We start from the raw sequence: 15,848 nt of genomic DNA on the forward strand, positions 1-15,848 counted from the left end.
CAACTACTTTTGTGCAGGTATACGGAAAACGGTAAAGGAATAAGGAGACAATCTGCAACGATCTAGCTCTAATGTTGCTGCGACAGGCTGCGCGGTACGATCTGTTGGTTTTCCTGCGATAACAGTTGCCTTTACCTCTTGCTTGCGAATTCCGATCGCCGAAAGATCGAGTTCAAGATCCACCTCAACAGGCAATAGATTCACCAATTTTACGATAATATCTCCAGTTTTTGCGTCGCGTACAATTGATTTACCAATACGTTTGTTGACCGCTTCATCTTGATTAGATAGCTGCAGATCACTAAATAGATACGTTTGGCCAGCATGTTGTCCAAATGCCTGCTGGATGTAATAACCTACTGTGGGTTTTACGGTTGTATTATTAAAGTAGATCAAATCGGGAGACCATTGCGTATTCCCTTCTTTTGCTAGCAAAGGAGCATAAGAAGTCATCGTCACGATATCAGCATTCCGTTCGACATTGCACAGATGTAAAGCTTCCGCCAGCGCGGTTTCAATAGTACTGGCACGATCAGGGAGGTGTGCCGCGTACTCTCCAAGATATACTTTAGACTTACTGCGGTCATAACGGTCGTAGAAATCCTGATTGTGGATAAACCAGCCCGGCGGATTGTAATAATGCTCGTCGATCAACGGAACTTCTAATTTTGTTGCCAAATCCCACCCTGCTACATAATCAGATCCTTCATAAAATGGGCCTGCAGTACCAATCACTTCGATATGCGGATATTTTTTCTTTATCGCTTCATAGATCATCGTAAAGCGTTCTTTGAATATATCGGTAATTAAATCTTCATTACCGATACCGATATATTTCAAGTTAAAGGGAGCTGGATGTCCTGCTTCAGCGCGTTTTTTGCCCCAGACCGTATGGACATCTCCATTGGCATACTCAATCAGATCAAGGATATCTTGCACATAATGCCCCATCTCCTCCATCGGTATGCCGCACTGCTGACCACCAAGCTTATGGCCATGATGTGCCGAATTTTGACAAGGAACTCCGGCTGCTACGACCGGTACAGGTTCTGCACCCAGATCTTCACAAAATTGAAAATATTCAAAATACCCCAAACCAAAGGATTGATGGTATCCCCACAGATTGCGCTGTGGTTTTCGCTGTTCCACCGGACCAATGGTATTTTTCCAATGATAGATATTTTCAAGACCATCTCCATGCGCCACACATCCTCCTGGAAAACGGACAAAACGTGGTTTCATATCGGCAATAGTAGTAGCAAGATCTGCTCTCAGGCCATTTTCTCTATGATGAAATGTATTTTTAGGAAATAAAGAGACCATATCCAGATCAACTGTTCCATCCTGAGAATAGGTTATGACCAATCGGGCATCTGAAACGCTTGCATTTGCCAACATAGGTAAGGTATATTGCTGCCATTTTTTTGATAACTTCTTGGTTCGCGTCTCTGCAATGGTATTTCCGTCTCGATCTATTAATCGGATCAATAATTGGCCTAACTGTGCTGATTTTGCACGCGAATAAACGGAAAAGTTATACTGCTCCCCTTTTTTGATCGCAATCCCACCAAAACCTTCATTCACGATTCCTGCACCATCTTTAACCTTCATGGTCACATAGTGCTGATTATGCTGATGGATCGGCAAGATCGTATCGATAACCAGAACTGCTCCATCGTCTGTCGCACTCCAAGCCGTCAGACTATTCCATTCTTTCCGGTCCTTTGACGTATATTCAAATCCCCTGTTCTGAATCAGCTCGGCATATAAGCCCCCGTCGGCCGCATAATTAATATCTTCAAAAAATGCACCTATTAGCAGATCACTGATCGCTCGGTCGGGCATATGTTCATCCAGCTTCAATTTGCCTTTAATAGCGGTTAGTGAAGCAAAACGAGTACCATCATCTGCCATCCGTTCCTGGTTCAACTTTCCCTTGTATGCATCTAACTGCTGCTTTTTCAGTAATTTTTCAATGGTCTCCCAAGCGACTTTATGGACCGTGCCCGGATAGGTTCCGTCTGCCAGGCGTAACTGCTCCTTGGCATGCTGCTCCTGCATAACTTTTGTTGTCGCAGAAAATAGTTTAAAATCTTTCGTTTCTACAGCATAATTTCCGATAGAAGGGCGATCTGTTTTCCAGATTACTTGGTAAACACCGGTATTTTTCTGGTAATTGATGATTGGACTGAGGCAGTTACCGGAAGGAAAGACCAAAGGATAAGACTGGCTTTCCCAATGAATGAGATCTCTTGACTCACTATGTGCAAATGCACCATCTTCTTGATTCAAACTCCAGACACAATGCCAGGTACCTGTGGGTGACAAGAATAGAAAGGGATCAATCATTTTCTTCTGTGTGCCCCACTGTCCATAATCAGAACGCAGAAAACTGGACTCAGGACCGATACTATGCCATTTCTTTTTGTCCATACTCCACGCAAAATGCAAACCATTGTGATGGTTGTTCTTTCCAGAGCTATACGCAAAAAGATAAGCCGAATCGGGTTCATTAGCGTATAGCTTATTCTGCGTTACGGTAATGAAAACTAATAAGCATATATAAACAAGCTGTTTTTTCATCAGAATAAAATTAGTATTGGTTATTATGTTCAACGATTTCACGTTAACGATCACGATCTTGCACGGGATCTTGAAAAGGAAAGCATGGTCATTGAGCGTATCATGCGCCATTTTTATGACGGTTTATAAAAAGTCCTAGATGGCACCATTAAAATATAAGCATATGTAGCCTCACAGTTCAAACCCTATCACGAAAAACTGTTTCACATGAGCTGTACTGGTCTATGATGATCAAATTTGTTTAAAACGTAAAACAACACATACATTAGCCTAAAAGCACCAACACAACCATATGCTTGCTTTTAGTCAGGTTTCAAATCCTGTGCTGACGTACCGGCGATCCTACATCATCTATAAATCATATTCAACCCCAGCTACCACATAAACATCTACACAACATCGATGTCTATCACAGCTCCGTTTAAGAGGCTGTTTTCATACACTTGTTCTTCTAAATGGCACCAAATAGAACTCACAACCTTATCCAAACCCACATTGAGCTATACGATCGCTGCTTATGGCAGCATAACGAACACAACAGGGTAAAGACAATGATCCGATCATGAGCCTATTTTGGTGCTGACACCTAGGTGGAGGTATCAGCATAAAAATATAGTGCTCAGCTGTCCAAGACAAGCTTTGTTTAGTTTATGGTGATTGGCACACGAATGTGCCCCTCATGATCAGATCATTGCAAGAGTTATTATTTTTTATTGTACAGGCAGTTTAATGACTGTCAATGAATACGGAGCAAAAGTATCCGATATTTTTTTCCCTTTATACTTGACCTCTTCCACTTTAGGCTGTATTTTCAATGGTTCCTCAAAACTAGTGGAAACATTCAAGTCCGCATTGGCCAATGTAGTTTTCACAGCGACCTGCTTCAGTTTCTTCTGCGAATTGATGTCAAAGTTAGCCTGAATAGGTTTGCTGTTGTAATTGACAAATTTGATAATCAGTTCTTTCGCTTTACTGTCATAGACCGCTGAAGCAAATAAACTGTCTTTACCCGCAATTGTCTCTCCATTCCATTTAATCGGTATAATGTCGGTACCCGTATGCGTCGAATACAATTTTTGAACCTGATAACTTGGTGTACCGTATACCTGTAGATTATCGACCCAGATCAAATCTGGACTCCACTGCCAACCATCGACATGGCCAAACAGCGGTGCATATGAAGCCATTTGGACAACATCGGCATTACGTTCCAAACCGGTCAAGAAAGCTGCTTCTGAAAGTGCGGCCTCCCAAGTACTACGACCAGGACCATTTGGTCTTGTGGTATGTGAAGCATATTCGCCAGCAAACACTTTCGGGCCATTTCGATCATAATCATCATAACGAGAGACGCTGGACAAAAACCACGATGGTGGTCGGTAGTAATGCTCATCGATGATATCGATTTTCATCTCACGGAGCTGCTCGTCCAGATAGGCAAAACGCTCTCCGTCGGGATCCGTACCTGAACTGGCGATAATCGCTATTTCGGGATGTTTCTCCTTTAATACTTTTTTAAATGCAGCTAGACGCTCCACATACTGAGGACCCCAGTTTTCATTGCCCACGCCCAACATTTCCAGATTAAAGGGTGCTGGGTGTCCCATATCCGATCGGAGCTTACCCCAAGTTGTGCTAACCGATCCATTAGCAAATTCAATCAGATCCAAAGCATCTTGTATATACGTGTCCAGTTCCTCCATTGGCACAAGTTCTCCGGTATTAAACTGGCAGGCCATCCCACAGTTTAAGATCGGGACAGCTTTAGCGCCAATATCTTCGGCCATCAAGAAGTATTCATAAAATCCCAATCCAAAGGTTTGAAAGTAATCTGGCGCTGGCCTATGCTTAAATTCCGTATTCCAGCGGTTAATGATCAACTCACGCTCTTCAATAGGACCAACGGTCTTTTTCCATTGAAAACGACTTGCTAAGTCCCTACCTTCTACGATACAGCCTCCAGGGAAACGAATAAATCCGGGTTTCATATCGGCCAGCATCTGGACCATATCTTTACGCAGCCCTTTTGGTCTATTTTTCCAAGTATCTGTTGGAAAAAGGGAGATCATATCAAGCTCTGCATCACCAGAACCTTCGATCCAAACATTCAGCTTTCCTTTTGCTGTAGTTTCAGAAACGGTAAATTTACTGCTTCCACTTTGCCAATTACTTCCACTAGATAAGGCTAAAGTACTTGTTCCGATTACTTTATCTTGCTCATTTAACACTTCAACACGGATGCGCATGCCCGCAGAAGCTTGTTTAAAAAGCAATGAAAATTCATATTGCTCCCCTTTTTTGATTCCCATACCCCGGAATCCTTCATTTTGAAGACCCAATTGTATCCCTTTAGGATTATGGATTTTCAAGGAACGAGGATTACCCTTTCGTGTGCTATTGTTAACAATCAAAAAAGTACCTTCAGGTTCTTTGGTCAATTTTTTCCAGCCCATCCAAGGCTCATTAAATTCGAATGATCGATTTTTAACCAATTCGGCATATATTCCCCCGTCGGCACCCATGTTAATATCCTCAAAAAATACGCCCCACATATCTGGCGATATCTTGCCCGTTGGTCGATCAAGATCTACTTTAAAATTTACAGGGCTTTGTGCAAATACAGGTGTAGAACCAACCATTAAAACTGTTAGTAGTAGCTCAATTTTTTTCATGCTATATTATCTTATCGTAAATCTATATTCTGATTTTGAGGTGTACGTCTGGCCAGGTTTCACTACTGTCGAAGCAAATGTCGGATGATTAGGTGCATCTGGATAGTGCTGTGTTTCTAAGCAAAAGGCTGAACGGAAAGGATAAACCAAACCATTTTTCCCCTTCGGATCAGTGTCTGACATGAAATTGCCACTATAGAACTGCAATCCCGGTTCTGTCGTCCATATCTGCATTTCTATCCCTGTTTTTGCGGCATAGACAGCAGCAACTTTTCTAAAACCGGTAGATTTTGACAATTCAAAGTTATGATCGTACCCTTTTCCGATTTTCAGTTGCGCATGGTCTACATCGATACGATCGCCGATTACAAATGCTTTGCGGAAATCAAATGGTGTTCCAGCTACAGGAATACTTTTTCCTGTCGGAATTAAGGTGTCATCCACTTCTGTAATGGCTTCCGCATCAATTTGCAGTTCGTGGTCCAGTATCGTTTCAGATCCAGCACCACTGAGATTAAAATAAGCATGATTAGTGAGGTTCAACACCGTTTCTTTATCCGTATTGGCTTGATAATCCATGACCAGTCCGCCGGTATGATTTAATGTATAGGTCACTTGCATTTTCACATTTCCGGGATATCCGGCTTCGCCATCAGGCGAAAGATAAGTGAAGGTGATGGAGGAATCCGAACGATTAGCGACATCCCACACTTGATTGTATACGCCATGTGTACCGCCATGCAGGGAGTTTTTCCCATCATTCTTTTCCAGTTCATATTTGACTCCTTGTAAAGTGAAAGTCGCATCACCGATCCGATTTCCATAACGCCCTACAATAGCTCCGTAAAAATTATCAGCATTCGCTTTGTACTCATCAGCACGGTCATAACCTAGGATCACATCCGTCAGATGACCTGCCTGATCTGGCACTTCTAAACTAACCAATCTTGCACCATAATTGGTCAGTGCAGCTTTGAGCTTCCCATTGGTTAAGGTATAGCGTTTAACCTCCTTATTGTCGATCGTCGTCTCAAACGAGTGGACTGTACTATCTTGACTTGTAGCCGTATGTTGTTTATTGGAATTTTGCTGACAGCCGCAAGCAAATGCGGATGTCAACAATAAACCACTTAATATTTTATTATTCATATCGTTATGATTTAAAATGGGTTAATAGATTATATCTCTACCAAAAACGCACATATATAGCCGTTACTAATAGTAGTGTGACCACGATTAGGACTAAGATAGATGGTTCTACTTTGAACATCTTTTTATCAAGTGCAAATGCTTTTGGATTCTCTTTTGGACCAAACAAACTCACCCCGATCATCAAAGCTAACGTAAACGCGAAAGCCAATCCCATACAGATCTGGAATGGAATTTCATAGTGGCCACTTTTATTGATATATGCTGTATACAACCAAGTTTCAGGGCCAAATACTTTTGTCGCAAATTCGTTGAAGAAGATGGACAGACCGAAACCTGAAATCAAACCTGTAATGGCAGCAGGTCCAGTCGTGCGTTTCCAAAACATCCCCAGTAAAAACATCGCAAATACCCCTGGACTGATAAAACCTGTATATTTTTGAATAAAGGTAAATCCACCAGCTCCACCGATACCCAACGTATCGTTCCACGTAAATAATACCGCGACCACGATCGATACCACGATCGTAATTTTTCCGATCCACACCATTTTCGCTTCAGATGCTGCCGTGTTGATATACTTTTTATAGATATCCAAGGTATAGATGGTCGCAATACTATTGGCTTTACCTGCAAGACCAGCCACGATAGCCGCAGTCAACGCTGCCAGAGCCAAGCCTTTCATTCCATTTGGCAAATGTCCAAGAATAGCGGAGTATGCATTATCGGCATGGAAAACCCCTCCTGGTGCCATTTCCTCTTGCAATGCACCATTTTTATAGAGCACATAAGCCGCGATTCCGGGCAACATGACGATAAGCGGCATCAACAGTTTCAAAAGACCTGCAAATAAAATACCCATACGGGCAGTTTTTAGATCTGCTCCCAAAGCACGTTGTGTGATGTATTGGTTACATCCCCAATAATTCAGATTTACAATCCAGATACCGGCCAGATACATCCCGATACCAGGCAACATGAGGTATTTGTTTATCTCCTCTTGTGTCGCCCCAACACCTGGTTTATCCACGATCATTTCAAAATGCTTAGGTGAATCTTCCATGAGTTTATTGAAACCGGCCAAAACATCTTTTCCAAGACCAAAGTGCTCACTCACCAAAGTTAAAGCCACATAAGTCGTAGCAATACCGCCGATGATCAAAACCACCACTTGAATCACATCGGTAAAACCGATCACGCGCATACCACCCAGTGTGATAATGACAGCAAATACAGCCAATGCGACCATGATTAGGTGAAAGCTATCTCCGCCACCAGCCATACTCGATATGGCGATTGCTCCGAGGTATAAGATCGACGTTAAGTTGACAAACACATATAAGAAAAGCCAGAAAACAGCCATAATCAGACTGGTCGTTTCATTGTATCGATTGTTTAAAAACTGGGGCATCGTGAAGATCTTGTTCTTCAGGTAGACCGGTATAAACCACACGGCCACAATGATTAAAGCCACAGCAGCAATCAGCTCGTAGGCCGCTACGGCAATACCGACCTCAAAACCATTACCGCTCATTCCAATAAATTGTTCGGCAGAGATATTGGATGCAATCAACGATGCTCCGATAGCCCACCATGTCAAAGAACCTTCTGCCAAGAAATAGTCCTTACTACTATTGTTGGCAGCTGTTTTTCTGCTGTAGATCCAGTAGCCATATCCAGCTACAATTATGAAGTAGACGACAAAGATGACGTAATCTACTGTTGCAAATTTTTCCATAGTCTTGCGAGTTGCTTATGATGAAGTCCCGCTCTTTTTAGAAAAGAGCAGGAATATTCAGGTTATTTTTTCATTAAAAAATAGAGTTCATTCCACTTCAACTGGTTTTCCAGATGTGTTAGCGTCGTATTTTCATCAATCGCTACATACTCCAACCCAGCAATTCGCGCAAAATCTTCCAAGTATTCTGGTGTCAAACTCAAACTGTAAGCAGTATGGTGAGCACCACCAGCGTATATCCACGCACTACAAGCGGTTTTCATATCCGGAAGCGGTTTCCACAGCACACGTGCAACAGGCAATTTCGGCAGTTCCTCTTTGACATCTACACCGACTACTTTATTGACGATCAAGCGAAAGCGTGTTCCCAAATCAATCAATGAAGCATTGAGAGCAGGACCGCTCAAGCCATCAAATACCAGACGTGCCGGATCGGCTTTACCACCAATCCCCAGCGGATGTACTTCAATTCTAGGTTTATCAGCCGCTAAAGCCGGATCTACTTCCAGCATGTGCGAACCCAAGACCATCTCATTCTGCGGATCAAAATGATACGTATAATCTTCCATAAAAGCTGTAGTTCCCGGCAAACCAGCACCCATCACTTTACATGCTCTCACCAAAGCCGGAGTTTTCCAGTCGCCCTCACCGGCAAATCCATAGCCTTCAGCCATCAATCGCTGTACGGCCAAACCTGGTAGTTGCACCAGACCATGCAGATCTTCAAATGTATCGGTAAAACCTTTATAGTTCCCCGCTTCTAAAAACGTTCTTAATCCAATTTCGATACGGGCTGCGTCCACCAAACTTTGACGTTGCTCTCCGCCCTCCATGACATTGGGCGCCAGATCATAGGTCGCCTCATACTCCTCGAGTAAAGTATTGATTTGTGATGCTGAGACCGCATTGATGATCGCAACAAGATCACCAACAGCATAAGTATTGACAGAGAAACCAAATTGTGTCTCTGCAGATACTTTATCCCCATCGGTAACTGCGACGTAACGCATATTATCGCCAAAACGAACAAATTTAGCGCCTTGCCAGTCGTGCCAAGCTGCTGCTGCGCGTACCCATACTTGGATACGTGCGATCACTTCTTCATCCTGCCAATGTCCAGTCACTACTTTTCTGCCGATATTTAAACGGGTGACAATATGACCAAATTCACGATCACCGTGCGCACTTTGGTTTAGGTTCATAAAATCCATATCCATGGTACTCCATGGAATATCCCGATTGTATTGCGTATGCAGATGCAATAATGGTTTCTGCAAAGCCTGCAATCCTCTGATCCACATTTTAGCAGGTGAAAAAGTATGCATCCAAGTGACCACCCCGATACAATTCACAGCAGCATTTGCTGCGGTCAACGTATGGTAGATTTCTTCACTATTTTTAACGATAGGCTTGTAGACAACCTGCACAGGAATTTGGCTGTGCGCAGAAAAATACTGTGCCACTTCTTCAGCATGTAGCGCAACCTGTTTTAAGGTTTCTTCACCATATAAATCCTGGCTCCCTGTGACGAACCAAACTTCCAATTTATTTAAATCGATATTCATATTTTAGCGTTTATAAGATTGGCTGTAGATCCAATCTCCTTTCAATTTTATTTAGTTTATAGTTGATTATTGATATGATTTATTCTTGACCATAGTACGCTGCACCACCGTGCTTACGTTCGTAATGTTTTTTAATCAAAGCATCTTTTAGACGTGGCGCCTTGGGATTGATCTGCTCGGTCAGGAGTGCCATCTGTGCGACAGTTTCCAATACCGCACTGTTATAGACCGATTTGGCTCCCGTTTTTCCCCAGGTAAATGGGGCATGGTTACCAACTAGAATCATTTCGACTTCCTTGTAGTCCAGTTGAAGTTTATTAAAATGATTCATAATTTGAAATCCGGTTTCATACTCATAGTTGCCCGCGATCATATGATCATCCATCGGAGCGGCACAAGGGATGTCGGAGGTCAGGTGATCCGCATGCGTCGTTCCAAAAATAGGAATATCGCGTTGGCTCTGTGCCCAAGCGGTGGCATATGTCGAATGGGTATGTGTGATACCGCCGATCCCTTCCCAGTGTTTATAGAGCACTGCGTGGGTCTTAGTATCCGACGAAGGTCTCAGTTTACCTTCGACGACCTGACCATCAAAATCAACGATCACCATATGATCCGGCGTCAATTCCTCATACGGAACCCCGCTGGGTTTAATGGCAAATACAGCCTGATCACGATCCGCGACACTTACATTACCAAAGGTAAAAAGGACCAATCCCAATTTCGGCAATTGCATGTTGCACTGATAGGCTTCTTCTTTTATGGATGTATAACTCATGATGCTAAAGTTTCAAAAAAAATTAAAAATTATAATGACAGCAAATACCGCTGAGACGATGCCTCAGACAGGCGCTCACTTAGTTTTGCTCGATAAATGCACCCAATTGCTTATACTGTTCGTATCGTTTGGCATAGATGGCAACCATTTCGGCACGAGGTTCGTACGTTCCCTCGAAGCCCTGTCCCATCGCTTCCATCGCATCTTCCACCTTAGGATATAGACCCGCCGCCGTAGCCGCAAACATGGCAGCTCCAAGAGCACATGTCTGTTCGGATTTATGGATGCGGATCGGCATATTCATCACATCGGCCATTGTCTGCATGATGTAAGCAGATTTTTTAGCGACGCCACCAAGACCGATCAATCCTTTTACCGGAATACCCTGCTCGACAAACCGATCGGCTATACTTTTGGCTCCAAAGCAAGTTGCTTCGACAATAGAACGAAAGATTCGCACAGCATCAGTTCCGAGATGAAGACCAGACAAAGCACCCTTTAATGTTTGATCGGCATCAGGCGTACGACGTCCATTGAACCAGTCAATCGCCAATTCCGAAGACTCGGTGACAGGCAGTTCTGCAGCTTTCTTACTTAATTCTGGGATCAACTGTGTGTCGATCAGGTTTGCAATCTTCGCTTTATCTTCGGCAGAAATATCATCACACTGTCCGATCAGATTCGTGACAGGCCATGATAACACCTGCTTGAACCAAGCATAAGCATCTCCAAAAGCAGATTGACCCGCTTCCATACCGATCATACCTGGTATAATCGACCCATCGACCTGACCACAGATTCCTCTTACCAAGGTATCGCCCACTTCATCAGGAGGTGCCACCAGCATATCACAAGTCGAAGTTCCCATCACTTTACTTAAGTAATAAGGTTCGATCTGTCCACCTACGGCTCCCATATGGCAGTCGAAAGCACCTACACCCACCACGACATCAGTAGACAGTCCCAATCGGTTTGCCCATTCTTCAGAGAGCGTGCCAGCAGATTGTGCAGAAGTATAAGTATGGGTAAATAAACGATCCACAAGGCCGTCTAATACCGGATCCAATTCAGCAAAAAATTGATTCGGCGGAAGACCTCCAAAATCAGCTGCCCACAAAGACTTATGTCCTGCAGCACAGACACTACGCTTAATATCTTGCGCATGAGTACCGCCCGTTAGTAAAAATGGGATATAATCACAGTGCTCGACCCAAGTATAGAGGCCATCGCGCACCTCCTGATCTTTACGCAGTACATGAAGCAATTTTGCCCAAAACCATTCTGAAGAATAGATTCCGCCCACATATTTTAAATAATCGGGATCGTATTTTTTTGCATGATCATTGATTTCCTGAGCTTCCTTCACTGCCGTATGGTCTTTCCAAAGTACAAACATCGCGTTTGGATTGTCAGCAAAGCGTTCGGATAAAGCAAGCGGTACCCCGCGTTCATCCACAGCTACTGGTGTAGATCCTGTTGAATCAACAGAAATCGCTTTCACAGCTTTGGCAATATCAGGATTACCCACTTTTTCAAGGCAGGATTTAATGGTAGATTCCAGACCCTCGATATAGTCTAAGGGGTGCTGTCTAAATTGGTTAGTCATCGGATCACAAAATTTGCCACTGTTCCATCGCGGATAGTAGAACACTGCACTAGATAGCTCCTCGCCATTCGCTGCATCTACTAAAACCGATCGAACGGAATCACTTCCATAATCTAAGCCGATCACATATGCTTTGCTCATTATTTGTAGTTTTGGTTTATAATATTGATTTATAATCTGTTATACTTTAATCCCCTTTCTGAATCCATCATACGATCCGGTATTTAAAGTAATTAATGTCAAATTAACATTTATTTTTTTAAAAAATGAAATTTTAATTTTTTTTTTCGTTGATTTGTATTGCAATAGGAATAAATAGTTACCTGCTTTGATAAGCTAATCAATTAAATAGGTAGAAAAATGTGTTTTTTTACGAAACATTTTAGATATTGTAACAGATACGAGACATTTTGTATCACTAATTAATTATAAAACGAGAGTAATCAATGATGGATTTTTACAAAAACGAACCAAGCTTATTATTAGCTGTGGACTGTATTATTTTTGGATTTAATGGAGAATCTTTAGAAATTCTGCTGATAAAACGAGGATTTGAGCCCGAACGAAATAAATGGAGCTTAATGGGCGGATTTGTGCAACCCGATGAAAATCCCCAGCAGGCTGCTTCACGCATATTAAAAAAGCTCACAGGGTTAGAAGATGTCTATATGGAAGACTGTGGTATCTTTGGAGATCCTAACCGTGAAAAATATGGACGCGTAGTGAGTATCGCACATTTTGCGCTGATCGATACCCACCAATATAAACATATCATCAGTGAGGAATTTGAAGCACGTTGGTTTCCGCTCAAAGAACTGCCGCAACTGATTTTTGACCACGAGCAGATGATTGAAAAAGCTAAACGGGAACTTCGTGCCAAGGCAGCTCTTTACCCTATTCTATTTGAACTCTTGCCCGAGAAATTTACGATTCCGCAGATTGTATCCCTTTACGAAGGCGTATATGATACCGAGCTCGATACCCGAAATTTTAGCCGTAAATTGCTTTCCTCAGAACTGATCATTAAGCTCAAGGAAAAAGATAAAGAAAACTCTAAAAAAGGAGCTTTCTACTTCCGCTTGAACAAAGATATCTATAAAGAAAAAATCATGTCTTTTTTAAGCTATTTGCCGAGTTGGTCTATTAACGATTAATGGTAACACCTAAGTTAGCATAGCCAATTATTTTTTCTAATCAAATAAATGTATAAATAACATTTAATTTACTGTAAACCGTTGTCTCCAATGGTATCACCTAAACCCGAACTGTTATGAAGCTGAAGAGCATCCTTTCCTATGTCACCTGTATGGTCATCTGTACTGCTGAATTATCAGCACAGACAAAACCGGCGTTGTCCTATTTTGATCTCAAAGATGTACGTTTGCTCCCTGGACCTTTCAAGCATGCTGAAGATCTGGATTTAACTTATCTATTGACACTTGATGCAGATCGTCTACTGGCTCCTTTCCTTAGAGAAGCTGGTCTACCACAAAAGAAAGAATCCTATACCAATTGGGAAAATACAGGACTGGACGGTCATATCGGTGGACACTATATTTCTGCCTTGGCTCATATGTATGCGTCTACAGGTGATTTACAGATCAAAAGAAGATTGGATTACATGTTGTCTACCCTCAAACAATGTCAAGAAGCAAATGGAAACGGATACATTGGTGGAGTACCTGGAGGTCAGGTGATCTGGGAAGAAATTAGGCAGGGAAATATTCAAGCCGGCGGTTTCAACTTAAACAGCAAATGGGTGCCCTTATACAATATTCATAAGACTTATGCAGGTTTACGTGATGCTTACTTGTTAACCGGCAATGAAGAGGCTAAAGATATGCTGATCAAAATGACAGACTGGGCGATTAGGCTTGTCCAGCAGTTGTCAGATAAGCAGATTCAGGATATGTTGCGGAGTGAACATGGCGGACTGAACGAAACATTTGCCGATGTGGCTGCCATCACGCAAAATCCAGCTTATCTGACACTAGCCCGCAAGTTCAGCCATCAGGAGATCTTGACCCCGTTGATCCAACATCAAGATCAATTGACCGGCAAGCATGCCAACACCCAAATTCCAAAAGTACTGGGGTTTAAAAGGATCGCAGATATAGCACAGGATGAAACTTGGGAAGATGCTGCGCGCTACTTTTGGGAACTTGTTGTATCGAAACGTTCGATCTCCATCGGTGGTAACAGTGTCAGTGAACATTTTAACCCGACGGATGATTTTTCCAAAATGGTCCACAGCATTGAAGGACCCGAAACCTGCAATACCTACAATATGCTCCGGTTGACAAAAATGCTTCACCAAACAGATCCACAAGGCAAATACCTCGATTATTACGAGCGAAGCTTATATAATCATATCTTATCCAGCCAACATCCAGAACATGGAGGTTTTGTTTACTTTACACAAATTCGTCCAGGACATTACAGGGTATATTCGCAGCCGCATACCAGCATGTGGTGCTGTGTGGGATCGGGCATAGAAAACCATGCTAAATATGGTGAAATGATCTATGCACACCAAGATGATCAGCTCTATGTCAATCTCTTTATCCCCTCCCGCTTAAACTGGCGTGAGCAAGGAGTCGAAGTGGTACAGGAAAATAATTATCCAGAACAAGCCAGTACACGCCTTATTATCCATCCTAAACAAAAAACATCGACTTTTACATTGCACATACGGAAACCGATCTGGTTAAAGGAGGCTCCAACAGTACGGATCAATGGTCAGGTGTATCAGATCACAGAACAGGATCAAGATATGCTATCGATCAAACGCAAATGGAAAAAAGGTGATCGCGTAGATATTGAGCTTCCTATGGCTATCCGTACCGAACAGCTGCCGGATCGGAGCAATTATTATAGCCTGCTCTATGGTCCTATTGTATTGGGCGCACGTGTAGCTACGGAAACATTACCCGATTTACGTGCTGACGACAGCCGAATGGGCCATGTCGCCAAAGGCAGGCAGATACCGTCTTCCGATTTACCGATCTTAACAACTGATCCATCCGAGATCCCGAATCTGGTTAAGCCTATTGCTGCAAAGCCTCTGCACTTTTCATTAGCAGGACTGCGATTAGGAAAAGAGCACATCAGCATGGAACTTGAACCCTTTTACAAAATACACGATAGCCGCTATATCATTTATTGGCCACAGGCAACCGAAAAAGAACTGGCCGAATTACAGAAAAAAATGGAACGTGACGAGCTGGAAAGTTTAAAATTAGATGCTTTGACCCTAGATAAGGTCGTCTGTGGAGAGCAACAACCTGAGTCCGATCATTTTATTCAACAGCAAAACAGTGTTGCGGGCGTATTTGACGATACCCGCTGGCGTGAAGCGGAGGGCTGGTTTAGTTACATGATGAAAAAAGAGCGTAACCAGACAGCTGATATCTATATCAAATATGTGGATGAACAAGCAGCACGAGCAACGGAGATATGGGTCAACGATACGCAAACAGGCACATTGTCAACAGAAGCTGGCACACCAGGTATTAAGACGGTGCGATTTACACTGGCACAGAAGCTATTAACAGCCAACGAATTAAAGATTAAGGTGGCTGGGTCAGGCTCAGCTAAGAGCCATAAAATACTCGAAATCAGATTAGTGAGCAGGCCTTAACCTAACCGTATTAAAATAACAGAATCCTCGTGCATAAGGAGCAAGTATTGATAAATTGATAAACAAATTTTACTAACTTTAGTTATTAAATATATCTATCCTAATATCTAAAAAATT

Annotated in this window: 9 protein-coding genes; 2 read left to right on the plus strand and 7 right to left on the minus strand. The window is 42.6% G+C overall.

The window, feature by feature from the left end; genetic code table 11:
- Window positions 1-3 precede the first annotated feature (3 nt).
- From AC06G9_RS11355 to AC06G9_RS11385, 7 genes are all read right to left on the minus strand, one after another.
- Window positions 4-2,583, minus strand: a complete 2,580-nt coding sequence (locus tag AC06G9_RS11355) for an alpha-L-arabinofuranosidase C-terminal domain-containing protein (RefSeq protein ID WP_480956189.1) — start codon at window positions 2,581-2,583, stop codon at window positions 4-6.
- Window positions 2,584-3,293: 710 nt separating this feature from the next.
- Window positions 3,294-5,255, minus strand: a complete 1,962-nt coding sequence (locus AC06G9_RS11360; RefSeq protein ID WP_346569600.1) for an alpha-L-arabinofuranosidase C-terminal domain-containing protein — start codon at window positions 5,253-5,255, stop codon at window positions 3,294-3,296.
- A 6-nt stretch (window positions 5,256-5,261) separates the two neighbouring features.
- The gene (locus tag AC06G9_RS11365) at window positions 5,262-6,404 is read right to left on the minus strand and encodes an aldose epimerase family protein (protein ID WP_480956190.1); all 1,143 of its coding nucleotides are present in this window, start codon (window positions 6,402-6,404) and stop codon (window positions 5,262-5,264) included.
- Between the two features lie 37 nt (window positions 6,405-6,441).
- The gene (locus AC06G9_RS11370) at window positions 6,442-8,142 is read right to left on the minus strand and encodes a sodium:solute symporter family transporter (protein ID WP_045756401.1); all 1,701 of its coding nucleotides are present in this window, start codon (window positions 8,140-8,142) and stop codon (window positions 6,442-6,444) included.
- A 62-nt stretch (window positions 8,143-8,204) separates the two neighbouring features.
- The gene (gene araA, locus AC06G9_RS11375) at window positions 8,205-9,707 is read right to left on the minus strand and encodes an L-arabinose isomerase (protein WP_480956191.1); all 1,503 of its coding nucleotides are present in this window, start codon (window positions 9,705-9,707) and stop codon (window positions 8,205-8,207) included.
- A gap of 79 nt (window positions 9,708-9,786) precedes the next feature.
- Window positions 9,787-10,485 (minus strand): L-ribulose-5-phosphate 4-epimerase, encoded by a 699-nt coding sequence (locus AC06G9_RS11380; RefSeq protein WP_045756403.1) that lies wholly within the window; start codon window positions 10,483-10,485, stop codon window positions 9,787-9,789.
- A gap of 79 nt (window positions 10,486-10,564) precedes the next feature.
- The gene (locus AC06G9_RS11385) at window positions 10,565-12,232 is read right to left on the minus strand and encodes a ribulokinase (protein ID WP_480956192.1); all 1,668 of its coding nucleotides are present in this window, start codon (window positions 12,230-12,232) and stop codon (window positions 10,565-10,567) included.
- Between the two features lie 305 nt (window positions 12,233-12,537).
- Between AC06G9_RS11385 and AC06G9_RS11390 the strand changes: the two genes are divergently transcribed.
- Both AC06G9_RS11390 and AC06G9_RS11395 read left to right on the plus strand, forming a co-directional pair.
- Complete coding sequence (locus AC06G9_RS11390; RefSeq protein ID WP_317233164.1) at window positions 12,538-13,245, plus strand: NUDIX hydrolase; 708 nt, start codon at window positions 12,538-12,540, stop codon at window positions 13,243-13,245.
- A 116-nt stretch (window positions 13,246-13,361) separates the two neighbouring features.
- Window positions 13,362-15,731, plus strand: a complete 2,370-nt coding sequence (locus AC06G9_RS11395) for a beta-L-arabinofuranosidase domain-containing protein (RefSeq protein WP_480956193.1) — start codon at window positions 13,362-13,364, stop codon at window positions 15,729-15,731.
- The last annotated feature ends 117 nt before the right edge of the window (window positions 15,732-15,848 follow it).

Source organism: Sphingobacterium sp. MAE (assembly GCF_056711605.1).